Raw genomic sequence first — 21,206 nt, forward strand, 5'->3', positions numbered from 1 at the left:
GTATGCTGCGCCTAGACCTAGAGCAGCTGCCGGATATCGTGGGCGATGTCTTTGGCGGGCGCATTGCCGCTGACCAGCACACGCGCCTCGCCATCCTGATCCAGGATGTAGAACGACGCCGCGTGGTTCATGGTGTATTGCCCCGGTGCGGCGCCCTCGACCTTCGCATAGAATGCTTTGAACGACTTGGCGGTGGCAGCCAGCTGTTCGGGGGTGCCCGTCAAACCGATGAAATTCGGATTGAACGCATGCACATAGGCGGACAGCACTTCGGGCGTATCGCGCGCCGGATCGACGCTGATCAGGATGACCTGCACTTTGTCGGCATCCGTGCCCAGCAGGTCCATGGTTTGCGCCAGCTCGGCCAAGGAGGTTGGGCATACATCGGGACACTGGGTGAAGCCGAAAAACACCACCTTCACTTTGCCTTTGTAATCATCCAGCGTGCGCAACTTTCCCGTTGTGTCAGGCATGGACATGGCCTGCCCGAGGTGCGAGCCAGTAATATCGGAGCCAATGAACTCGGGCTTTGTATCGCCGCATGCGGCCAGTGCCAGCGCGCAGGCCAACGCTGCGGCGCCCCCCATGAGACGGCGGCGCCCATGTGAAAAAACAGACATAACTACCCCGGAAACCTAGATCAGTTGCACCCAGTGATCGACGAGCAGCGCCGCGAACAGCAGGGCGAGGTACAGGATGGAAAAACGGAACAGCTTGCGCGAGAGCTCATCGGAGTATTCCTTGTACAACCGCCAGGCATAGTTGACGAACATGCCGCTAAGCACCAGTGCGCTGGCCAGGTAGAACATGCCGCTCATACGCACAATGAAGGGCAGCAGCGTGGCGGCGAACAGTACCAGGCTGTATAGCAGGATGTGCAGACGCGTGAACTGCTTGCCATGCGTGACGGGCAGCATGGGAAGCCCTGCCTTGATGTAATCGTTGTTGCGATACAGCGCAAGGGCCCAGAAGTGCGGCGGCGTCCAGATGAAGATGATAAGCACCAGAATCCAGGCCTCCGCCGGCACCGCATTGGCTATGGTGGCCCAGCCCAACGCGGGCGGCATGGCGCCGGACAGCCCACCGATGACGATGTTCTGCGGGGTGAGCGGCTTGAGCACCGCGGTATAGATGATGGCGTAACCCACAAAGGTGGCGAAGGTAAGCCACATGGTGAGCGGGTTCACCAGATGATAGAGCACCAGCATGCCCGCGCCACCCAACATGCCGGAAAACAGGATGACCTGTATGTTGCTGATGGTGCCGCGCGCCGTGGCGCGCCGGGCGGTGCGCAGCATGCGCGCATCGACTTCCTGCTCGATAAGGCAATTGACGGCAAAGGCGGCTGCGGCCAGCAGCCATATGCCCAGCGTACCGGCCACCACTTGCCCCAGATCGGGCAGCCCCGGCGAAGCCAGGAACATGCCGATGACTGCGCAAAACACCGCCAGTTGCGTGACCCGCGGTTTGGTCAGGACGAGATACTGGCGCAGCAGCGATTGGTTGGGGACGGTGGTGGTAGTGCTCATGCGGGTATTTTAGCCCTTTCGGCCCGCGACAGCCGCACCAGCAGTGTAACGCTGGCCAGCGTCAGCCCGGCGGCCCCGCCGTTGTGGAGCACGGCAATCAGCAACGGCCATTGAAAGAAGATGGTGGTCAGGCCGGTAAACAGCTGGGCCAGCAACAGGCACAACAGCAATCGGGCCGGACCGCGCAGGCCTGGTTCGCGCTGCATGATCCAGCCCATGATGGCCAGGTAGATGAATACCACAAATGCGAAATTGCGGTGCACCCAGTGTATTGCCGTGAGCGCGGACTGAGAAATCATTTCGCCCGACGGCAGCACACCCAAGCCCCGCACCAGTGAATAACCGCCGCGGAAATCCATTTCGGGCAGCCACTGTCCATGGCAGGTGGGAAAGTCCATGCACGCCAGGGCCGCATAGTTCGTACTGACCCAGCCGCCCAGCGCAATCTGCAGGAATAACAGCGCAAGACCGGCCGCCATCCAGGGGCGCCATCGCCGGGCGCCGGCGCCAATCGGCGAATGGGTTTTCTCTCGCGCAGCCAGCCATGTCATGAGCGACAGCAGGAACATGCCGCCCAGCAGGTGGGATGTAACCACCAGCGGCATGAGACGATGGGTGACCGTCCAGGCCCCGAATGCGCCCTGTATGCATACAGCCACCAGCGTCACCGTGGCCAGCAGCGGCGTACGGCCAAGTTGCTGGCGATAGCGCCAGGCCATGAACACGATGCCGATAATCAGCATGCCGAGAATGGAGCCGGCATAGCGGTGGATCATCTCTATCCAGGCCTTGGAGAAGCTGACGGCGCCATATGGCATGGCTTGGACAGCCTGCTCGATGTGGGTGCTGGCGCCCAGCGGCGTCACGTTGCCGTAGCACCCTGGCCAGTCGGGGCAGCCCAGGCCCGAGTCCGTCAGACGCACGAAGGCGCCGAACATGATGAGGTCCAGGGTAAGAAACCAGGTCAGGAAAACCAGCTTGCGATAGCGCCGCACGACATGTTCCATGGTTGCAGCCCGCTAGCCGATACGTGAACTGTGCAGCAGCTTGCTGATGTCGCCGCGCACCTCGAGGGGATCCGCATTTTCCGGAAACCGCATCATCAGATTGCCCAGCGGGTCGATGATCCACATGGGCGCGCGCAGGGCCGCCTGCCGGTCGCCATCTGTGGCCTGGGGCGCAAGGAAGGCCGCAAGCTGCGTCGGATCGGCGCGCAGCATATGATAGCCGCGGTAGGCCTCCAGCACCTTCTCGGGCACCTGTCCCTCGTCCGTCACGAACCAGATGCGCGCCAACCGATGCACATTCTTCCCTTGGCTGGCGTGGGAATTGCGCAGAATGAACAGCTTACGCACGCAGGACTCGGGACAGGCGGATTGATCCGCTGTCACCAGAAGCCACTTTCCTCGCAGGCTGTCCAGGTCGAACGGCTGCCCGTCCAGGGTGGTGAGAGCCAGTGCGCTGCTGTCGGGCATGGCCCGTTGAGGATCGATCAGTGCACCGTAGTTGCTGTGCTCATCAGGCCGCAGCGATGGCACGTAATACACCAGCAGGGCAAACACGACCGGCGCGATGCAGATGAACACAATCAGGTAGAGCGGCCATGCGGAACGAACGCGTCTTGCGTTCGGGTTGGCGGTGGGGTTGCTGGGCAAGATCTTTTCCTCGCTGTATCAAGATTTGCCGCGCTGGCGCAGCATACGCCAGGCGATGGCCAGCCAGGCCAAGGCGGCAATGGTCGCAAAGCCGAACCACTGCAGGGCATATCCCCTATTGCGGTCTGCATCCAGGGAAGGTTCGGGCCAGTCGTATACCAGGCTTTGCTCGATATCTGATGGTTTGGACTGTGCGCCCGAGGCCGTATGCACGGGCACGGGCGCCGCAGTCTGGGCCAGCACGGCCGGGAGCAATTTTAAACCAGTTGCCCGGCCATAGTCGGTCAGATCCAGGTTTTGCACCACCGGCACGGCGGCGGCAGGCAGGCGTGCGGGAAGCTGCGCCGTCTGTCCGCCCCAGATACCCAGGTCGAACAGGCGCGGGACTCTGGCCAACAGCTCGCCCCGCACGGTCTGCTCACCCGCTTCCCCGCTAGGGACGCGCGGGACAGCGGATGTACCGCCAAAGCGGGGCGCCCAGCCACGCAATACCAGGATGGCTGTGCTGTCCGAAAGCATCAGGGGCGTGGCAATCCAGTACCCCGGTCTGCCATCATGATTGCGGTTCTCGATCACGACGCTGAGCGCATCGCGCCAGACGCCCCGCGCCGTGGCGGGCCGCCAGGCCTGCAGCTGGGCCTCCGGGGTACTTGCAGATAACGGCAGGGGCGCCCGCGCGCGGCCAGCGTCGATGGCCTGCGCCAGGGCCACTCTTTCGCCGGCGCGGCGCAATTGCCAGTTGCCGAGAGACACGAAGACACATACCAAGACCCCCAGCAGCACCAGGGCGGCGAGTGTGCGGTATCGTATACGAGGGCGTTCCATGTCTGTAATAATGCGATTTTCGGAGGCTGAAATGCGAATACTGGTTGTGCTGGCGTTCCTGGGAATTATAGGTAGCCTCGCCTCCGCCCTGGTCTACCTCATGCGCGACAAAGGCGGCACCAATCGGACGGTCAATGCCCTGACTGTGCGCGTGGGCCTGTCCATTGCCCTGTTTCTCTTTGTGCTCTTCGCCCATCACATGGGCTGGATAGAAAGCACAGGCATCGCGACGCATTGACTGCGATGGTCAAGAAAAAGGCCGGCTTTGCCGGCCTTTTTCTTGCAGCGGTTCCGCCTGTTGCCTAGAACCAGTATACAAACAGGTACAACCCCAGCCACACCACGTCGACAAAGTGCCAGTACCATGCAGCGCCTTCGAAGCCGAAATGGTGATCGGCCGTGAAGTGCCCGCGGATCAGCCGCACCAGAATGACGGTAAGAAAGGTAGCGCCCAGTATCACGTGAAAACCGTGAAAGCCCGTCAGCATGAAAAACAGCGAACCGTAGATGCCCGAATCGAAACGCAGATTGAGCTCGGTGTAGGCATGGTGATACTCGTAGGCCTGACAGGCCACGAATGAAAAGCCCAGCAGGACCGTGAGGGCAAGCCAGAAAATGGCCTTGCCGCGATGGCTGGCGCGCAGCGCATGATGCGAGATCGTGAGCGTCAGCCCCGAGGTGAGCAGCAGCGCGGTATTGATAGTGGGCAGCCAGAACGGTCCAACGGTCTCGAATGCCGGCACCACGCCCGCGGGTCCCAGATTGGGCCAGGTGCCCGTGAAGTTGGGCCACAGCAGGGTCTGGTGGTCCAGATTGCTGAGCCACGGCGTGGTGACTTCGCGCGCATACCAAAGCGAACCAAAGAAGGCGCCGAAGAACATGACTTCCGAAAAGATGAACCAGGCCATGCTCCAGCGGTAGGAGTGATCGACACGCTGGTTGTTCATGCCGCCTTCGGACTCGCGGATGGCGTCGCCGAACCAGCCGAACAGCACCGTGATCAGACCCAGGATGCCGAGCACGAACGAATAAAAGCCCACTTGGTAGCTGTTGATCCACAGCGCCGCGCCCAACAGGGTCAGCAGCAGGCAAAAGCTGGCGCGGACCGGATGGACTGAGTGATCGGGCACATAATAGTATGGCGCCGCGTTCCCCTGGGCCGAGTGGCCTGCACTCATGGTGTTCTCCTGCTAATTATTAAAATAGACAATATCAGGTCAGATAGCCTGCCAGCCAGCGTGCCACCATGACCAGAACCACAACAAACACAATTGCCGCAATAATGCCGGCGATAATGAGATGAACCGGGTTCAGGCTGGAAATATCCTGTGTATAGCCCTTGCCCTTGCGTACCCCAAAAAATCCCCAGGCCACTGCCTTCAGCGTCTGGAAGAAGTTCAGCTTGCGCCCCGCCAGATCCTTGATGTCCTCACTCATGGCTCTAGCCGGCGCCCGCGTACATCGTCCCGCCGCGCCAGAAGGCCCAGGCCATGACCGCGATGACAATGATGACGAGAATCATGGCGGTCTTGCGATTTTTCCGGCGCTGCTCGGGTGTCATGCGTACAACCTTACTTGACTGTCGGTGGATCCACAAACGTATGGAACGGCGCGGGCGACGGCACGGACCATTCCAGGCCTGTCGCGCCTTCCCATGCCTTGGCGGCCGCGGGCTCACCATGACCGCGCCAAGCCTTGATGGCCAGGTACAGGAATACCAGTTGGGAAATACCGAACCAGAAAGCCCCGATGGTGGCAACTTCGTTGAAGGTCGTGAACTGCGCGGCATAGTCGGCATAGCGGCGCGGCATGCCGGCCAGCCCCAGGAAGTGCATGGGGAAGAAGGCCACGTTGAAGGAGATCATGCTGGACCAGAAGTGGATCTTGCCCAGTTTCTCGTCATACATGCGCCCCGTCCACTTGGGCAGCCAATAATAGGCGCCCGCGAACATGCCGAACAGCGAGCCTGCCACCATGACGTAGTGGAAGTGTGCAATCACATAATAGGTATCGTGCACCGCGATATCGATGGGCGCCACCGCCAGGATGAGGCCGGTGAAACCGCCGATCACGAACACGAAGATAAAGCCGATCGCGAACAACATGGGTGTTTCAAATGTCATGGAACCGCGCCACATCGTGGCCACCCAGTTGAACACCTTCACGCCGGTGGGAATGGAGATGAGCATGGTGGCGTACATGAAGTACAGCTGGCCCGTCACCGGCATGCCCGTGGCGAACATGTGGTGCGCCCACACGAGGAAGGACAGGATGGCGATGGCAGCCGTCGCATAGACCATGGATGCATAGCCGAACAGTGTCTTGCGCGCAAAGGCCGGCACGACCTGGGAGATGATCCCGAAGGCCGGCAGAATCATGATGTAGACCTCGGGGTGGCCGAAGAACCAGAACACGTGCTGGTACAGGATGGGGTCGCCACCCGCCGCCGCGTTGAAGAAATCCGTGCCGAAGTGGCGGTCCGTCAGCAGCATGGTGACGGCGGCGGCCAGTACCGGCATCACGCCGATGAGCAGGTACGCGGTGATCAGCCAGGTCCAGCAGAACAGCGGCATCTTCATCAAAGTCATGCCTGGCGCCCGCAGGTTCAGAATTGTGACAATGATGTTGATGGCCCCCATGATCGATGACGCACCGAGAATGTGCACGGCAAAGATGGTGAAGTCCATGCCCGGACCCATTTGCAGCGACAGCGGCGCGTACATGGTCCAGCCAGCGGCCTGGGCGCCGCCAGGGACGAAAAAGGACGTGGTGAACAGGATCGCGCCGATGGGCAGCAGCCAGAAACTGAAGTTGTTCATGCGCGCGAACGCCATGTCCGATGCGCCGATCTGCAGCGGGATCATCCAGTTGGCAAAGCCCACGAAGGCCGGCATGATCGCACCGAAGATCATGATCAAACCATGCATGGTGGTGAACTGGTTGAACAGTTCGGGCTGGAAGAACTGCAGCCCAGGATGGAAAAGTTCGCTACGTATCAGCAACGCCAGCACGCCGCCCTCAAGCAGCATGCAGAACGAAAAGATCAGGTACATCGTCCCGATGTCTTTGTGATTGGTGGCGAACAACCAGCGCCGCCACCCGTGCGGCTTGTGATCGTGATGATCGACATGCCCTTCGCTGGCCGGAATGTGATCGGCAGTAACGCTGCTCATGATGGACTCCTTCCTACTCGACCCGGCCGCGCTGTGCGGCGGCCTGGCAAATAATTGTGACTTTCATTTTATATACCTTGTGGCATCAGCGCAGGGCTGTTACGTCCGAGGGCTGAACGACGGGATCCTTGCCTTTGCCGGCATTGCCCCAGGCATTGCGCGTGTAGGTGATCACCGCTGCCAGTTCGACGTCGTTCAGTTGATCGCGGAATGCCGGCATGGCCGTGCCCGGATGGCCGTTGAGCTCGGTCAGAATCTGGTCCTTCATGGGTGCCAAGACGTATTTCTGATCGCCGTCCAGGGCCGGGAAAGTACCCGGGATACCTTTGCCGTTAGCCTGGTGACAGGCGACGCAATGGCTTGCGAAAACCTTTTCGCCACGGGCTACGAGCTCTTCCTTGGTGTACTCCTTGGTGGGGTCGTCTGCCGACGCCGCGGCTGCATTCTTCTGCTCCTCGGCCCACTTGCCATAGTCGTCCTGGGACACAACCTTGACCACAATGGGCATGAAGGCGTGATCCTTGCCGCACAGCTCGGCGCACTGCCCGCGATATGTGCCGGTTTTCTCGGCGCGGAACCAGGTGTCGCGCAGGAAGCCGGGAATGGCATCCTGCTTGACGCCGAAATCGGGCACCATCCATGAGTGGATAACGTCATTGGACGTCAGCACGATGCGTACTTTGCGGTCAACAGGCACGACCAGGGGCTTGTCCACTTCCATCAGGTAGAACTCGCCCTTGGGCTCCTTCCCTATGATTTGCGCATGCGGGGTGGCGAGATTGGACAGAAATTTCACGCCCTGCGCCGGGCCGTCTACGTACTCGTAGCCCCACTTCCATTGGTAGCCGGTGACTTTGACGGTGAGGTCGGCACTGGAAGTGTCCTTCATGGCCACCACGGTGCGTGTGGCGGGCAACGCCATGCCGATGACAATCAGGAAGGGGACGACAGTCCAGGCGATTTCCACGCCGAGGTGTTCGTGGAACTTGGCTGGTACGGCGCCGCGCGACTTCCGGTGATAGATGATGGAGTAAAACATTACTCCGAACACACAGACAAAAATGATCGCACAGATGATCAGCATCATCCAGTGTATCCATGCAATGTCCTGCGCGATCGCGGTAACCCCTTCATGCAGGTTGAGCTGGTCAACCCGGGGACCGCCCGGCATGTCCTTGACTTCTCCGACCGCGGCGCCTGCAGCCAACAGCGCGCCCGCGCCCAGTACCCATCTCCACTTCTTCATTGCTGACCTCGAAATACGACGTGTCCACGCCAAACGTTGATTTTAGTCAAGCAAATTGGCTAAATAAACGTAGGAAACACAGAATTATCAGGTGGCAGGCTTACAATTATTATGCGGAAATGCCTGCTCGATTTTAATTAGAGTCCGCAGAATTATAGCGAACTCGGCCCCAACGTGTATGGGCGGCCCTTGTGGTCGATGGGTTTTCATACTCTCAACACCATGCCGGACCCGGCCATGCACTACAATATTCGGATGTCCGAAGCTTTTCACAGCACCACGGTTGCTGTGTTTGAGACACGCTATCGCCAACTGCTCAAACGCATCCAGCACCTGCCCCCTCAAGGTTCGCGCCCGCTCACTGTGGCGGGACGGGTTGCGGGCTGGATCACTGCGCGCGCAACCAGCTGCCTTGCGGAGTTGCGGGGCGTGCGTGTCGAACCGGAAGCGGTGCACGTCTCCGCCTCGCGACGCCATCAACTGCCCCTGAATGCCGTGCTTGAAAGCATGGCTTTTGCGTTGCGGGACGGCGGCTGCCTGCGTAGCTGGCGCGGAGAGCTGCTGGATGTATACGGTGAAGGGCGATGCCTTGGCGTCATCGAACGCAGCGCCATGCGCCCGCTGGGCATGCTGACCAAGGCGGTTCACTTGAATGCCTGGTCGTCCGACGGCCGCCTCTGGATAGCCCGGCGCGCCAACACCAAAACCACGGATCCCGGTATGTGGGATACTCTTGTGGGCGGTCTGGCGGGCGCGGGCGAGGACCTCGACAGTGCATTGGTTCGCGAAAGCCACGAAGAGGCGGGCCTGGAGCCTGCACACCTGCAAGCGCGCCAGCCGCTGCGCATCATCCTGCGCATGCATCGGCGGCTGCCCGAGGGCTATCAGGTCGAGGACGCCTTGGTCAGCGATTGCGTGCTGCCCGACACGGCACAACCACGCAATCTGGATGGCGAGGTCAGCGAGTTTCGTCTGGTGGATATGAAAACGGCCTGGTCCATGGTTCAGGAAGGCTTGTTCACCCGCGAAGCGGAGCTGGTCATTCTCGATGGCTTGATGCACCGTCAACCCGAGGACAAGGCCGCCGCCTGAACGCCGTGCTACGGCCGGCGGGCGGTGACGCCATAGCGGGGCAGCCCGCATGAGCCGCCCTTCCTCAAACACGCGCGCCGGCATGCCAGGCGATGGCAGCCAGGGCCAGCGCGTCGATTGAATCCGAAATCACCGCATCCAGTTCCGTGCGCCGCGCCGGCGGCAGGGCAAGCGGCAGCTCGGTACATCCCAGCACGACGGCATCAGCCCCCCGGTCCCGCAGTATCTGCAACGCTTGGGCAGCGGGCGCGAAAGCCTCATCTTCCTTATTCGCTTTCACAAGCGCGATGGGCGGCGCGCAATATCGCGCATGCTCCGCCTCATCAAGCAGCAGGCAGTCGTAACCGCGCGCTTCCAGCTCGCGCTGATACAAGCCCAGCGAAAGCGTGGTGGCCGTGCCCAGCAGGCCTATGCGGCCATGGTTTACGCCCTTGCGCGCCAAGTCATCCACCACGGCATGCACGATGTGCAGGAATGGCAGGGCCGTTGCCGCGCATAAGCGCTCGTACCACAAGTGGGCGGTGTTGCACGGCATGACGATCGCCCCCACGCCCGCCTGCTCAAGGCCTTGCACGCCACGAAGCAACCATGGCCAAGGGTCCGGGCCTGTGCCGGCACGACCGGCCGGCCGGTCCGGAATACGCGGATCGCTCCACAGCACCGCCGGAACATGGTCCTGCTCGGTTGCAGCGGGCATCAACGCAGCCAGGCGCATCATGAACCAGGCGCTGGCCTGGGGCCCCATGCCGCCCAGTACGCCCAGCACCGGTCCATTCGGCCCGCTCGGCTCGGGGATCATCTCGCTCAGGCTCCGTCAGTGCGGCAATATCTTGGACAGGAACTGCTGCGCACGCTCGGAGCGCGCCTCCAGTTGCCCGAAGAAATCGTCATTGGTACAGTCTTCCACGATCTTGCCCGCGTCCATGAACACCACACGATCGGCCACTTTTCGGGCAAACCCCATTTCATGCGTAACGACCATCATGGTCATGCCTTCGCGCGCCAGGTCGACCATCACGTCCAGCACCTCGTTGACCATCTCAGGATCCAGTGCCGAGGTAGGCTCGTCGAACAGCATGGCGATCGGATCCATCGCCAGTGCGCGCGCAATGGCCACGCGCTGCTGCTGGCCGCCCGACAACTGGCCTGGATATTTCTCCTGGTGGGCCTGCAGGCCGACACGCTCAAGCAGCGTCTTGGCGCGGGCGCCAGACTCCTGATCGCTGCGGCCCAGCACCTTGATCTGCGCAAGTTTCAGATTCTGCGTGACAGTCAGATGCGGAAACAGCTCGAAGCTCTGGAAAACCATGCCGATGCGCGCCCGCAGCTTGGGCAGATTGGTGGAGGACGCGCCCACTGACACACCATCCACGATTATCTCGCCCTTCTGGAAAGGCTCCAGACCATTGACCGTCTTGATGAGGGTGGACTTGCCCGATCCCGAGGGACCGCACACCACCACCACTTCGCCCTTGGCAACCTGTGTGCTGCAGTCGTCAAGCACCTGCGTGTGCCCGTACCACTTGCTGACCTGCTTTAGTTCTATCATGCATCCTCCTATGCGCCGCATGCACGGCTCAGCCAACCTGCGTCCGCCGGCGCAGATACCGCACACCCAGCGATGCGGCATAACTGATTATGAAGTAGACCACAGCCGTGAACATGTACATTTCGATGAGCCGCCCGTCGCGCTGCGCAACCTTGACCGCCGCGCCCAGGAAGTCGGTCAGCGAGAGCACATAGACCAGCGAGGTATCCTGGAACAGCACGATGACCTGCGTGAGCAGCACCGGCATCATGTTCCTGAAGGCCTGCGGCAACACGACATGGCCCATCAATTGCCAGTAGGTCAAGCCCAGCGCATAGCCGGCCGAGGTCTGGCCGCGCGGCACGGACTGTATGCCCGCCCGCATGATCTCGCAAAAATAGGCTGCTTCGAAAAGCGTGAATGTAACCAGCGCGGATGTAAAACCGCCAACCGCCACCGGCGCGCCGGCACCCGTGAGCCACGCTCCGACATAAGGCATCAGAAAGTAGAACCAGAAGATCACGAGGATCAGCGGCAGGGCTCGCAGCAGGTTCACATAAGCAGCCGCCGCCGTCGCCAGCGGACGTATGCCAGACAGTCGGCACAAGGCCAGCAGCGTGCCCAGAATCAACCCACCCGTGGTCGACAGAACGGTGAGTTTGAGCGTGAACACCATGCCGTCACGGAACAGATAGACCCATGACCGTGCAATGACATCGAAATCGAAGCCCCCGATCATGACTGCTGCCCTCCGCGATTCAGGCCAATGAAGCCAGGCACGGCCAGACGCCGCTCAATACGCGTCATGCAGAATACGACCACGAGATTGAGCAACAGATAGAACAGGGTCGCCATGGCAAAGGTCTCAAAAACCTGAAAGCTGAATTCCTGCATGGATCGGGCCGCGCCGACCAGCTCGAACAGGCCAATGGTGAAGGCCACCGACGTGTTCTTGATGAGATTGAGCAGCTCCGAAGACAGCGGGGGCAGGATGATGCGGAATGCCGTGGGAAGCAGCACGTAACGATAGGCCTGGCGCTGCGTCAGGCCCAGCGCGGTGGCCGCCATGCGCTGCCCCGGCGGCAGGGATTCTATGCCCGCACGCACTTGCTCGGCCACCCGTGAAGAAGTATAGAAGCCCAGGCAAAGAACAGCGGGCACGAAAATGCCCCAGGGCGGCGGTATCTGCTTGATGGCGTTGCCCAGCCCGCTTGGCACCAGTTCGGGGAACACGAAATACCACAGGAACATCTGCACCAGCAGTGGCACATTGCGCAGCAGTTCCACATAGCACGCGCCGATGCGCCTAGCCCATGGGGCGCCAACGGTGCGCATGACGCCCATCAGCGTTCCCATGGCGAGTGCCAGTATCCAGGAGAGCACTGCAGTGCCCACCGTCCAGGCCAGGCCCCACAGCAGCGTCTGGAAATAGGTTTCCCCACCCGGCGCCGCTTCCCAGAATATGTGCCAGTTCCAGTTGTAATTCATGCGAAGACCCGGCGGTTATCGATAATCGTCCGGATTGGCCGAATCCGTCGGGTTGGCAATCGCTTTCTTGAGCTGGTCGCTCATGGGCCACTTCAGGTTGACACCCTTGGGTGGAATAGGCGACTCGAACCATTTCTTGTAGAGCGACTGCAGTTGACCGTCCTTCATCATTCCCTTGATTGTGTCATCGACCAGGGCCTTGAAGTCGGGATCGTTCTTGGGCTCCATGATGGCGTAGGGCTCAACGGTGTAGGCATCCTTGCTGATTACCCACTCATCGGGATGATGCGAAGTGGCAACCAGGCCCGCCAGCAGAATATCGTCCATGAAAAATGCAGCCGCGCGGCCTCGCTCCACCGTCAGCATGGCCTCGGCATGGTCCTTGGCCGGGATGATGTTCATGCCAAGATTGTCTTTCTGGTTCGCGCCCGTGGCCCAGCGGATATTGCTGGTGCCCGCGGTCGAAACCACCGTCTTTCCCTTGAGATCATCGAGGCTCTTGAGATCGTCCGCCTTCTTCGAAACAAAGCGTGTGGCTGTCACGAATGTGGTCGGCGCAAAAGCGACTTGCGCCTGGCGCGCCTTGGTATTGGTGGATGATCCACAATTCAGATCCACGGTGCCGTTGGCCAGCAGCGGGATGCGGGTCGAGGATGTAACCGGAACGAGTTTCACCTGAAGCTTGTCCACGCCCAGTTTCTTTTCGACAGCCTTGACGATTTCATGACAGATGTCCATGGAGTAGCCCACGGGCTGCTGCTTGTCGTCCAGATAGGAAAAGGGAATGGAAGAGTCTCTGTGACCCAGCGTTATGACGCCACTGGACTTGATCTTGTCCAGCCGGCCTTCCGCATGTGAAGGCATGGCGGCCGTCACGGCCAGGGCGGCGCAAAGCACGGCGAGGGTGTTCTTCATGGTTTTGTCTCCTTGGTGTTGTGTGTCCAGCCCTTGCGGCCGGATCCTACTTGTGGAAAAACCGCCGGTATCCATACAGGCCTACCGCACCGCCCGTATGAATGAAAACCACATTCTCATCCTTCTTGAAATGACCTGCCCGCACAAGCGCAATAAGGCCAGCCATCCCTTTGCCGGAGTAAACCGGATCGAGCAGAATACCTTCGTGCCTGGCAAGCAGGTTCACAGCCTCAATCATGCCCTCAGTGGGCACGCCGTAGCCCTCGCCGACATAGTCTGAATTGGCCACGACATCACTTCGCTCAACCGAGCCCGCTGGCAGGCCCATGTAGTCCACGGTCGCCTGCACCAGTTTCCAGACATTTTCTTCCTGCTTTTCCTTTGGCGCCCGCACGCTGACGCCATAGACCGGCACGCCGCTGTTGCTCGCGCGCAAGCCGACCACCAGCCCCGCCTGGGTGCCGGTGCTGCCAGTTGCATGCACGACATGATCGATGCGCAGGTTCATGTCGTAGGCCTGATGAAGCATCTCGTGGGCGCACGATACATAGCCCAGCGCGCCCACAGGGTTCGAGCCACCGCCCGGTATCACGTAGGGCTTGCGGCCGGCATCCCGCAGCGTTTGCGCCAGCTTTTCCATTTCCGCCTGCATGTCCGTGCCGGCCGGCAGGCGTGCAACAACCTCGCCGCCCATCAGGTGGTCAAGCATGACATTGCCCGATTGATCGTATTCTTCGTCGGCGTCCTGAACGCGCTGCTCCAGCAGTATCTTGGACTGCATGCCAACCCGCGCTGCGGCGGCCACCGTCTGCCGGGCATGATTGGACTGCACAGCGCCCTGCGTGATGAGTGTATCGGCACCCTGGTCCAGCGCCTGGGCCACCAGGAACTCAAGCTTGCGCGTCTTGTTGCCCCCTGTTGCCAAGCCAGTGCAATCATCCCGCTTGATATACAGATTGGGTCCACCCAACAGCTTGGTCAGATTGGGCATGAATTCAAGCGGTGTGGGCAGGTGGCCCAGACGGATACGGGGAAATGCGGCCAGTTGCATGACTAAGGTCTCCAAAACAAGAGGTGTGCAACACGAGCTGTGCACATGTTCTCATCGTACCGGTACCCGCGGCGCCTGCCCAATACTATATTCTTTGCCCATTATGCATTTTCTGCATGCGGTTCGGCACAAGGGATTCCACCACCCTGGGCAATCTCCACGGCGATCTTGCCGAACTGCCGCCCCGATTCCAGGTGTTCGAGCGCGGCGTGGATGTCGTCAAGCGCATAGCTGGCGTCGATGACGGGCCGCAACCCCGTGTTCTGTATGAAAGCCAGCATGTGGCGGTACTCATCCAGCGTACCCAGACTGCTTCCGAAGATCTGGATGTGACGCACGAAAAGACGCCGCAAATCCGCCGAGGGGGCGTCGCCGCTGGTGGCGCCGCACAGGACCAGGCGGCCGCCCCGCGCCAACGACCGGAGCGCGCTGGGCCAGACGGCCTGTCCCACGTTCTCGAAGACGACATCCACTCCCCGCCCGCCGGTAAACGCCATCACCTTTCGCGCCACGTCGTCGCTGCTGCTGTTGATGGCGAACGCAGCGCCCATGGCCAACGCGCGCCTGAGTTTCTCGTCGTCGCGCGAGGTCACGACAGCCCTGGCGCCGATTTCCCTGGCGAACTGAAGCGCTGCAAGCGAAACGCCGCCGCCTATGCCGAAAATAAGCACGGTTTCCCCGGGCTGGAGCCGCGCCTTGGTGAACAGCATGCGCCACGCAGTCAGATGGTTTACACCCAAGGCGGCCGCCTCGGCATGGCTCAGCGCGGCGGGCTTGGGGAACACATTGCGCGCGGGCAGACATACATATTCCGCCAAAGTGCCGTCGCGGTGCTCGCCCAGAAACCTGATGGTGGTGCAAAGCACTGTTTCGCCGCGCAGGCAATACTCGCAATGACCGCAGGATATGCCCGGGTGTACCACCACCTCTTGGCCCACGGCCAGCAGCGACTCGGGCGCATTCAGTTGCTCGATGCGACCGGAGCCGTCCAGCCCCATGACCTGCGGCAAGGTGTGCGTGATGCCCGCGCCGCTGTCGCGCATGTAGAGATCAACGCGATTGAGCGTGGCCGCATTGAGCCGCACCAGCGCTTCGCCAGGCCCCGGCACAGGCTGGGGCCGCTGCCCGATCTTCACGACCTCGTTGCCGCCATGGCCATCCAGAAATACTGCCTTCATATCGTCATCTCTCCTCTTTCTTGCACCTGACATGACACCTGCATTTGTGCCCCACCACCGAATCGCCCGCCTCAGCCATGGCCTGGGGCAGTTCACAGCCCGCCGTGGCGAGCGGGCAACGGCTGCGGAAAAAACACCCCTGCGGCAAATGGCGGTTGCCGGGCAGTTCGGTGTCCTGCGGCACGCCTTCGAGAAAAGGGGCGCCGATCCGGGGCACAGACTCAAGCAACAGCCGGGTATACGGGTGCGCGGGCGCTGCGAACACATCCAGGGCCGCGCCGATCTCCACAATCTGTCCCAGATACATCACGGCCACGCGATCGCACATATGACGCACCACCGACACGTTGTGCGAGATCAGCACATAGGACAGCAGCCGTTCGGCACGCAATTCCTGAAGCAGGTTCAGAATCTGCGCCTGCACCGAAATATCGAGCGCAGAGGTGGGCTCGTCCAGAACAATGACATCGGGCTCGGCGGACAGCGCGCGCGCAATCGCAATGCGCTGGCGTTGACCGCCGGAAAACTCGTGCGGATAACGGTCCAGATGCTCCGGCCTAAGGCCAACCTGCTGCGCAAGCACAGCTGCTTGCGCCCTCAGAGCGCGCGAACCGCTCCGACGGTTAACCATCACGGGCTCCATGATCAGCTTCCAGACAGGCAGGCGGGGATCCAACGATGACTGGGGATCCTGAAAGACAATCTGCAGGCTTGCGCCCCCCCTGTCAAAACAGCCGCGGGTTGGCTTTACCAGGCCCATCAGCAGATTTGCAAGCGTCGTCTTGCCGCAGCCGGATTCACCCACAATGCCCAGCGTCTCGCCCTTGCGCACATTCAGCGTCACGCCGTTCAGGGCATGGGCATAGCGGTTGGGACGGCCGCGCCAATCGGCGGCGACAGGGAAACGCACATGCACGTCGTCCAGGGACAAGGCGGTTGGCGCATTGCTCATACCGGCTCCGCCATGAAGGTCACCTGGGACGAACAGGGATGCCAGCAGGCGTAACGCCGCCCATCGCCATTGTCCGCCTGCAGCGGCGGGCGCTGTACGCACTGCTGGTCGGCGGACGGGCAGCGCTCGCGAAAAGGGCATCCCTGCGGCAAGGCGCTGAGATCGGGCGCATGGCCAGGAATGGCGGGCAGCGGCTGGCCTGGCTGGGCATTGTCCGGCAGGCCGCGCAACAGCGCGCGCGTGTAGGGATGGGCGGGCGCGCTGATCAGCGCCGCCGTCGGCCCCTGCTCCATGACAGCGCCTGCGTACATGACATAGACGCGGTCGCAGAACTGCGATACCACAGCCATATCGTGCGTGATGAATAATACGGCGGTGCCACGCTCGCGCGCCTTCTCCCGCAGCAGCAGCAAAACCTGGCGCTGTACCGTCACGTCCAATGCAGTCGTGGGCTCGTCGGCGATCAGCAGGGCCGGATTACAGGAGAACGCCAGCGCGATCATGATGCGCTGGCGCATGCCGCCCGAAAGCTCGAAAGGGTAGCGGTTCAGCACGTCTGCCGGGTCGGCAATATACATGTCGCGCAGCAGGCTTTCCGCCTGAACCAGTGCCTGGGCCCTGCCGACAGGTTGGTGCAGGCGTATGACATCCGCCAGTTGCCTTCCCACCTTGCGGGTAGGATTCAGCGCAGTCATCGGCTCCTGGAATATCATGGCCACATCGCGCCCGCGCATCGCCAGCAATGCACGCTCGTCCAATGAGAACACATCGCGCCCGAGCAGATTGACGGTGCCTTGGTCGACCTGAAAGCTGCCCTGCTGCAACAGCCGCAGTACCGCCATGGCTGTTACCGACTTGCCCGAGCCCGACTCCCCCACCAGGCCGACAATCTCACCCTTTCCTACGCGCAGCGACACCCCGTTCAAGGCTTTGATGCGGCCTTTGAAAACGGGAAAGGCCAGACTCAACGCGTCGATCTCCAGAACAGGCTGCTCAGTCGTTGTCATGCTCATCTCGCCTTCAATTTTGGATCCAGCATGTCGCGCGCCGCATCGCCTAACAAATTGAAGCCCGCCGCGGTGATCAGGATGGCAAAACCGGGGAAGACCGCGTACCACCATTGATCAAGAAAATAATTGCGCCCGGTGGCCACCATGGCACCCCACTCCGCTGTCGGCTGCTGCGCGCCAAGGCCTATGAAGCCAAGTGCCGCCGCCATCAGAATGGCGCCGCCTATGTCCAGCGTCGCCTGCACGATCAGCGGAGACAGCGCATTGCGGGCAATATGCCAGCTCACGATATGCCTGCGCCCCGCCCCAAAAGTCATCGCCGCCTTGACGTAGGGCATCTCGCGCAGCGTCAGGGCCTGCCCGCGGGCCAGGCGCACGTAGAAGGGAATGCGCACCAGTGTGATGGCCAGCATGGCATTGAAGAGGCTTGCACCCAGGGCCGCCGCCAGCGCCATGGTCAGCACCAGCGAAGGTACCGACAAGATGATGTCCATGATGCGCATGATTACACTGTCCAGGCGGCCACCCATGACGCCGGAGAAACAGCCGATGATGGAACCGACGAGACTGGAGGCAAAAGCCACGAACAGACCCACGCCCACGGATTGCCGGCCGCCCCAAAGTACCCGGCTGAAGATGTCGCGCCCCACCTCGTCGGTGCCGAACCAGTGCTGCGCCGAAGGCGGCTGCAAGCGGTGCACCAGATTGATGGCGTCAGGATCATAGGGAGCGATCCAGGCCGCGCAGGCAACTGCCGCACAGACAAACACGATAATCGCAAGACCGGCCATGGCAAGCGGGCTCTTGCGCAACTGATACAGAAAATACGACCAGGTATGACGCCAGGAGCCTGCCGCCCCCGTAGCCTCGACAGCGGCCTCAGGCATCAGCCCACCTCCTTGATGCGTGGGTCTATCCAGCGATACAGCAGATCGACCAACAGATTCAGCAGCACATAGGCAAAGGACACGACCACGGCAAAGCCCATGACCGCCGGAAAATCCAGCGCCTGTATGGAGTCGACCACATAAGCGCCCATACCGGGCCATCCGAACACGGTTTCGGTAAGCACGGCCCCATAAAGCAGATCACCCAGCGCAAGCCCCAGGACGGTGACTGAAGGAATCAGCGCATTGGGCAGCGCCTGGCGAAACACCACCACCCAGCGCGGCAGCCCGAAGGCGCGCGCGGTGCGCACGTAGTCTTCGCCCATCTGCTCCAGCATGGCCGAGCGTATCTGCCTGGCCACCACGCCCAGGTGAACAAAGCCCAGCGTGAAGGCAGGCAGAACAAGATGCTTGGCGGCATTGAAGAACACCGGCATGTTCCAGGTCAGCAACGCATCGACCAGGTACAGGCCGGTTATGTCGGTAGGCGGCGCCATGCCCTGGTCAAGGCGCCCGCCGCCTGGAAACCAGCCCAGCTTGCCGTAGAACAAAACGATCAGGCCCAATCCCAGCCAGAACGCCGGCGTGGAAATGCCTGTGACGGATATCGTGCGTACCACTTGGTCCACAGCCTTGTTGCGATACACAGCCGACAGCACGCCCAGCGGAATGCCCAGCATCGTGGCCAGTAGCAGCGCTACCAGTGCCAGTTCAAGCGTGGCCGGGAAGAAGGCGGCGATATCGTCGAGTACCGGACGCGTCGTGCGTATGGATGTGCCCAGATCGCCATGCGCCAGGCCGGAAAGATAGCGCCAGTATTGCTGGTAAAGCGGTAGGTCCAGCCCCAGCCTCGCGCGTATGTTGGCCACGATTTCATCGGTGGCGCGATCCCCCGCGATCAATCGCGCGGGATCGCCCGGAATCATGTGCGAGATGATGAAGGTGATGATGGATACGCCGATCACCACCAGCACCAGGCTGAACAGACGCTTTCTGACTACCTGCAGCCACGACATGCCGCCGTCCTACTTCGTGATATCCGCGACGTTGAACACGCTCTCAAGCATGGGGTTGAACACAAAGCCCTTGACGTTCTCGCGCATGGCGGCCTGATAGTTCTTCTGATACAGATACACGTAGGCCGCATCCTTCACCACCTGCTGCTGCACTTTCGTATACAGCTCAGCGCGCTTGTCCTGGTCGGCCAACTGCGCGGCTTCACGCAGCCACGTGTCGACGTCGGGATTCGAGTAAAAGGAACGATTGCCTGCAAGCCCCTGCTTGTCGGAGTCGAACCAGTAGTTGGTGAACATATAGGGATCCGCGAAATCCGGGCTCCAGTTGCCGATGGAGATATCAAAATCACCCTTGCCCAGGTTGTCGCGCAAGGTGGCATTGGCCAGCTTCTCCAACTTGACGTTGATGCCGATGGCGGCAAGATTGGCCTGCGTCGTCAGCGCAATAGGCTCCCAATTGGGGTCGCGTGTCGAGTAGCGCAGCAAGAGGGTGGGCTTGGACACACCCGAGCGTTTGAGCGCAGCCTTGGCCGCGTCCAGGTCCTGCTTGGGCAGCGGCAGCGACGCATCGTAGCCCCACATGCCTTCGGGAATCGGGCCGCGCGTCTGCTTGGCCTGTCCCAGCAGGATGCCGTCGATAATGCCTTTGTAGTCGATGGCGTTCACCACGGCATGCCGCAGATCCGCATTCTTTAACGGCCCGGTCTTGTTGTTGAGATACAAATACGTTACGCGCAGGGATGGAAACTCACGTACCTTGACCGACGGCGCATTCTTGAGCGCCTTGATCTGATCGACCGGCATGTCCTCTGCGATGTCCAGATCTCCTTGCTGCAGTTGCAGGCGCCGCGACGAGGCCTCGGGCACGATCTTTACCACCACTTTTTCCAGCGTGGGTTTCTTGGTGCCGCCGTAATGCGGGTTCTGTTCAAGCGTCAAGGCCTGACCCTTGCGCCAGGATGCAAGATGGTAGGGTCCCGAACCGGCAGTGTGGCTTGACAGCCATGCGTCGGCCTCGTCGCCGTGCGCCGCCATGGCCTTGGGATTGACGATGCTTGCGCCGTCATTGGCCAGCGTGTACAGAAAAGGCGCAAAAGGCGCTTCGAGCTTGAACTGCACGGTAAGCGGGTCAACGGCGCTGACCTTCAGCGTCGAGGGGAAAGCCTCTGAAGGCCCTTGCTTGAGTCTGAGCAGACGCTCGAACGAATACTTCACCGCCTCGGCATCCACCTGCGTGCCGTCCGCGAACTTCTGATTCGGACGCAGCTTGAAGGTCCAGGTCAGATTATCCGGGGAGACTGTCCAGCTTTCCGCCAGATCGCCTTCCACCTCCGTCGAGCCCTTGCCGTCCACCTGCTTGTAGCGCATGAGCCGCTGATAGGCGGGATAGGTCACCGTCCAGTCGTTGTTGTCGATGGTGACAGCCGGATCCAGTGTTTGCGGATCAGCCGCCTTGCCAATGACCAATGTGCCCTGAGGGGTCGCGGCGACAGCCCGGGGCGCCATGGCTGCCATGCCCACCACAAGCAGGGCACAGGCAAGAAAATTGACGGGCGACAGCGCGCCGCGGCCCATGGGTAAAGGAAGCGTGCTCATCAAATGCTCCGAACAAAAAAAGTTTCGGCTTATGGCCAAAGCAGCAAGCTTACCGCCCGAGGTCT

General features: G+C 61.2%; 24 protein-coding genes. 2 read left to right on the forward strand and 22 right to left on the reverse strand.

Going from position 1 to position 21,206, the window contains the following annotated elements; translation table 11 throughout:
• Window positions 1-17: 17 nt before the first annotated feature.
• From ERD78_RS12110 to ERD78_RS12130, 5 genes are read right to left on the reverse strand one after another with little or no spacing between them, the layout of a single operon-like run.
• A complete protein-coding gene (locus ERD78_RS12110) occupies window positions 18-620 on the reverse strand; it encodes an SCO family protein (protein ID WP_129969544.1) in 603 nt (200 codons plus the stop codon).
• Between the two features lie 15 nt (window positions 621-635).
• A complete protein-coding gene (gene cyoE / locus ERD78_RS12115; protein WP_129969545.1) occupies window positions 636-1,529 on the reverse strand; it encodes a heme o synthase in 894 nt (297 codons plus the stop codon).
• Complete coding sequence (locus tag ERD78_RS12120) at window positions 1,526-2,536, reverse strand: COX15/CtaA family protein (RefSeq protein ID WP_129969546.1); 1,011 nt, start codon at window positions 2,534-2,536, stop codon at window positions 1,526-1,528. The genes cyoE and ERD78_RS12120 overlap by 4 nt, the downstream gene beginning before the upstream one ends.
• A 12-nt stretch (window positions 2,537-2,548) precedes the next feature.
• Window positions 2,549-3,184 carry an SCO family protein gene (locus ERD78_RS12125; protein ID WP_129969547.1) on the reverse strand — a complete coding sequence of 212 codons (636 nt, stop codon included), beginning with the start codon at window positions 3,182-3,184 and terminating at the stop codon, window positions 2,549-2,551.
• An 18-nt stretch (window positions 3,185-3,202) separates the two neighbouring features.
• On the reverse strand, window positions 3,203-4,009 hold the full coding sequence (locus tag ERD78_RS12130) for an SURF1 family protein (RefSeq protein WP_129969548.1): 807 nt from the start codon (window positions 4,007-4,009) through the stop codon (window positions 3,203-3,205).
• A 31-nt stretch (window positions 4,010-4,040) separates the two neighbouring features.
• Between ERD78_RS12130 and ERD78_RS12135 the strand changes: the two genes are divergently transcribed.
• Entirely contained in the window at window positions 4,041-4,247 is a 207-nt protein-coding gene (locus tag ERD78_RS12135; protein ID WP_129969549.1) for a twin transmembrane helix small protein, read from the forward strand.
• 64 nt (window positions 4,248-4,311) lie between these two features.
• On the opposite strand, the gene ERD78_RS12140 is transcribed toward ERD78_RS12135, so the two are convergent.
• The 5 genes from ERD78_RS12140 to coxB all read right to left on the reverse strand — a co-directional run bounded on the left by ERD78_RS12140 (window position 4,312) and on the right by coxB (window position 8,428).
• Window positions 4,312-5,187 carry a cytochrome c oxidase subunit 3 gene (locus ERD78_RS12140; protein ID WP_129969550.1) on the reverse strand — a complete coding sequence of 292 codons (876 nt, stop codon included), beginning with the start codon at window positions 5,185-5,187 and terminating at the stop codon, window positions 4,312-4,314.
• 34 nt (window positions 5,188-5,221) lie between these two features.
• Window positions 5,222-5,446 (reverse strand): DUF2970 domain-containing protein, encoded by a 225-nt coding sequence (locus tag ERD78_RS12145; protein WP_129969551.1) that lies wholly within the window; start codon window positions 5,444-5,446, stop codon window positions 5,222-5,224.
• Between the two features lie 4 nt (window positions 5,447-5,450).
• The gene (locus ERD78_RS19910; protein ID WP_209019978.1) at window positions 5,451-5,570 is read right to left on the reverse strand and encodes a cytochrome oxidase small assembly protein; all 120 of its coding nucleotides are present in this window, start codon (window positions 5,568-5,570) and stop codon (window positions 5,451-5,453) included.
• Window positions 5,571-5,580: 10 nt separating this feature from the next.
• Window positions 5,581-7,182 carry a cytochrome c oxidase subunit I gene (ctaD, locus tag ERD78_RS12150; RefSeq protein WP_129969552.1) on the reverse strand — a complete coding sequence of 534 codons (1,602 nt, stop codon included), beginning with the start codon at window positions 7,180-7,182 and terminating at the stop codon, window positions 5,581-5,583.
• 85 nt (window positions 7,183-7,267) lie between these two features.
• Window positions 7,268-8,428 (reverse strand): cytochrome c oxidase subunit II, encoded by a 1,161-nt coding sequence (gene coxB / locus ERD78_RS12155; RefSeq protein ID WP_129969553.1) that lies wholly within the window; start codon window positions 8,426-8,428, stop codon window positions 7,268-7,270.
• 237 nt (window positions 8,429-8,665) lie between these two features.
• Here coxB and ERD78_RS12160 point away from each other — a divergent pair, with 237 nt between their 5' ends.
• Window positions 8,666-9,520 carry an NUDIX hydrolase gene (locus tag ERD78_RS12160; protein ID WP_245152452.1) on the forward strand — a complete coding sequence of 285 codons (855 nt, stop codon included), beginning with the start codon at window positions 8,666-8,668 and terminating at the stop codon, window positions 9,518-9,520.
• Between the two features lie 64 nt (window positions 9,521-9,584).
• On the opposite strand, the gene cuyB is transcribed toward ERD78_RS12160, so the two are convergent.
• From cuyB to ERD78_RS12220, 12 genes are all read right to left on the reverse strand, one after another.
• Window positions 9,585-10,319 (reverse strand): cysteate racemase, encoded by a 735-nt coding sequence (cuyB, locus tag ERD78_RS12165; protein ID WP_129969554.1) that lies wholly within the window; start codon window positions 10,317-10,319, stop codon window positions 9,585-9,587.
• Window positions 10,320-10,334: 15 nt separating this feature from the next.
• On the reverse strand, window positions 10,335-11,069 hold the full coding sequence (locus ERD78_RS12170; protein ID WP_129969555.1) for an amino acid ABC transporter ATP-binding protein: 735 nt from the start codon (window positions 11,067-11,069) through the stop codon (window positions 10,335-10,337).
• 28 nt (window positions 11,070-11,097) lie between these two features.
• Complete coding sequence (locus ERD78_RS12175; RefSeq protein ID WP_129969719.1) at window positions 11,098-11,784, reverse strand: amino acid ABC transporter permease; 687 nt, start codon at window positions 11,782-11,784, stop codon at window positions 11,098-11,100.
• The gene (locus tag ERD78_RS12180; RefSeq protein ID WP_129969556.1) at window positions 11,784-12,536 is read right to left on the reverse strand and encodes an amino acid ABC transporter permease; all 753 of its coding nucleotides are present in this window, start codon (window positions 12,534-12,536) and stop codon (window positions 11,784-11,786) included. Before ERD78_RS12180 ends, ERD78_RS12175 begins: the two co-directional genes overlap by 1 nt.
• A gap of 15 nt (window positions 12,537-12,551) precedes the next feature.
• Entirely contained in the window at window positions 12,552-13,451 is a 900-nt protein-coding gene (locus ERD78_RS12185) for an amino acid ABC transporter substrate-binding protein (RefSeq protein WP_129969557.1), read from the reverse strand.
• Between the two features lie 46 nt (window positions 13,452-13,497).
• Window positions 13,498-14,502 carry a D-cysteate sulfo-lyase gene (gene cuyA, locus ERD78_RS12190; protein ID WP_129969558.1) on the reverse strand — a complete coding sequence of 335 codons (1,005 nt, stop codon included), beginning with the start codon at window positions 14,500-14,502 and terminating at the stop codon, window positions 13,498-13,500.
• Window positions 14,503-14,603: 101 nt separating this feature from the next.
• Entirely contained in the window at window positions 14,604-15,680 is a 1,077-nt protein-coding gene (locus ERD78_RS12195; RefSeq protein ID WP_129969559.1) for a zinc-binding dehydrogenase, read from the reverse strand.
• Window positions 15,681-15,684: 4 nt separating this feature from the next.
• Window positions 15,685-16,632, reverse strand: a complete 948-nt coding sequence (locus ERD78_RS12200) for an oligopeptide/dipeptide ABC transporter ATP-binding protein (protein ID WP_129969560.1) — start codon at window positions 16,630-16,632, stop codon at window positions 15,685-15,687.
• Window positions 16,629-17,639: an ABC transporter ATP-binding protein gene (locus ERD78_RS12205; RefSeq protein WP_129969561.1), complete on the reverse strand. Its 1,011-nt coding sequence runs from the start codon at window positions 17,637-17,639 to the stop codon at window positions 16,629-16,631. Before ERD78_RS12205 ends, ERD78_RS12200 begins: the two co-directional genes overlap by 4 nt.
• Window positions 17,640-17,641: 2 nt before the next feature.
• Window positions 17,642-18,529: a D,D-dipeptide ABC transporter permease gene (gene ddpC, locus ERD78_RS12210; protein ID WP_129969562.1), complete on the reverse strand. Its 888-nt coding sequence runs from the start codon at window positions 18,527-18,529 to the stop codon at window positions 17,642-17,644.
• Window positions 18,529-19,545, reverse strand: coding sequence for an ABC transporter permease (locus tag ERD78_RS12215; RefSeq protein ID WP_129969563.1), 1,017 nt, complete (start codon window positions 19,543-19,545; stop codon window positions 18,529-18,531). Before ERD78_RS12215 ends, ddpC begins: the two co-directional genes overlap by 1 nt.
• A 9-nt stretch (window positions 19,546-19,554) precedes the next feature.
• The gene (locus ERD78_RS12220) at window positions 19,555-21,141 is read right to left on the reverse strand and encodes an ABC transporter substrate-binding protein (protein WP_245152453.1); all 1,587 of its coding nucleotides are present in this window, start codon (window positions 21,139-21,141) and stop codon (window positions 19,555-19,557) included.
• Between the last annotated feature and the right edge of the window lie 65 nt (window positions 21,142-21,206).

The organism is Allopusillimonas soli, assembly GCF_004153445.1.
In the GTDB taxonomy this organism is placed as follows: domain Bacteria; phylum Pseudomonadota; class Gammaproteobacteria; order Burkholderiales; family Burkholderiaceae_B; genus Allopusillimonas; species Allopusillimonas soli.

What these genes read in the sequence shown, in the direction of transcription:
- ERD78_RS12110 (WP_129969544.1), bottom strand. Translation starts at nt 620, where the DNA reads ATGTCTGTTTTTTCACATGGGCGCCGCCGTCTCATGGGGGGCGCCGCA.
- cyoE (WP_129969545.1), bottom strand. Translation starts at nt 1,529, where the DNA reads ATGAGCACTACCACCACCGTCCCCAACCAATCGCTGCTGCGCCAGTAT.
- ERD78_RS12120 (WP_129969546.1), bottom strand. Translation starts at nt 2,536, where the DNA reads ATGGAACATGTCGTGCGGCGCTATCGCAAGCTGGTTTTCCTGACCTGG.
- ERD78_RS12130 (WP_129969548.1), bottom strand. Translation starts at nt 4,009, where the DNA reads ATGGAACGCCCTCGTATACGATACCGCACACTCGCCGCCCTGGTGCTG.
- ERD78_RS12135 (WP_129969549.1), top strand. Translation starts at nt 4,041, where the DNA reads ATGCGAATACTGGTTGTGCTGGCGTTCCTGGGAATTATAGGTAGCCTC.
- ERD78_RS12140 (WP_129969550.1), bottom strand. Translation starts at nt 5,187, where the DNA reads ATGAGTGCAGGCCACTCGGCCCAGGGGAACGCGGCGCCATACTATTAT.
- ERD78_RS12145 (WP_129969551.1), bottom strand. Translation starts at nt 5,446, where the DNA reads ATGAGTGAGGACATCAAGGATCTGGCGGGGCGCAAGCTGAACTTCTTC.
- ERD78_RS19910 (WP_209019978.1), bottom strand. Translation starts at nt 5,570, where the DNA reads ATGACACCCGAGCAGCGCCGGAAAAATCGCAAGACCGCCATGATTCTC.
- ctaD (WP_129969552.1), bottom strand. Translation starts at nt 7,182, where the DNA reads ATGAGCAGCGTTACTGCCGATCACATTCCGGCCAGCGAAGGGCATGTC.
- coxB (WP_129969553.1), bottom strand. Translation starts at nt 8,428, where the DNA reads ATGAAGAAGTGGAGATGGGTACTGGGCGCGGGCGCGCTGTTGGCTGCA.
- ERD78_RS12160 (WP_245152452.1), top strand. Translation starts at nt 8,666, where the DNA reads ATGCACTACAATATTCGGATGTCCGAAGCTTTTCACAGCACCACGGTT.
- cuyB (WP_129969554.1), bottom strand. Translation starts at nt 10,319, where the DNA reads ATGATCCCCGAGCCGAGCGGGCCGAATGGACCGGTGCTGGGCGTACTG.
- ERD78_RS12170 (WP_129969555.1), bottom strand. Translation starts at nt 11,069, where the DNA reads ATGATAGAACTAAAGCAGGTCAGCAAGTGGTACGGGCACACGCAGGTG.
- ERD78_RS12180 (WP_129969556.1), bottom strand. Translation starts at nt 12,536, where the DNA reads ATGAATTACAACTGGAACTGGCACATATTCTGGGAAGCGGCGCCGGGT.
- ERD78_RS12185 (WP_129969557.1), bottom strand. Translation starts at nt 13,451, where the DNA reads ATGAAGAACACCCTCGCCGTGCTTTGCGCCGCCCTGGCCGTGACGGCC.
- cuyA (WP_129969558.1), bottom strand. Translation starts at nt 14,502, where the DNA reads ATGCAACTGGCCGCATTTCCCCGTATCCGTCTGGGCCACCTGCCCACA.
- ERD78_RS12195 (WP_129969559.1), bottom strand. Translation starts at nt 15,680, where the DNA reads ATGAAGGCAGTATTTCTGGATGGCCATGGCGGCAACGAGGTCGTGAAG.
- ERD78_RS12200 (WP_129969560.1), bottom strand. Translation starts at nt 16,632, where the DNA reads ATGAGCAATGCGCCAACCGCCTTGTCCCTGGACGACGTGCATGTGCGT.
- ERD78_RS12205 (WP_129969561.1), bottom strand. Translation starts at nt 17,639, where the DNA reads ATGACAACGACTGAGCAGCCTGTTCTGGAGATCGACGCGTTGAGTCTG.
- ddpC (WP_129969562.1), bottom strand. Translation starts at nt 18,529, where the DNA reads ATGCCTGAGGCCGCTGTCGAGGCTACGGGGGCGGCAGGCTCCTGGCGT.
- ERD78_RS12215 (WP_129969563.1), bottom strand. Translation starts at nt 19,545, where the DNA reads ATGTCGTGGCTGCAGGTAGTCAGAAAGCGTCTGTTCAGCCTGGTGCTG.
- ERD78_RS12220 (WP_245152453.1), bottom strand. Translation starts at nt 21,141, where the DNA reads ATGAGCACGCTTCCTTTACCCATGGGCCGCGGCGCGCTGTCGCCCGTC.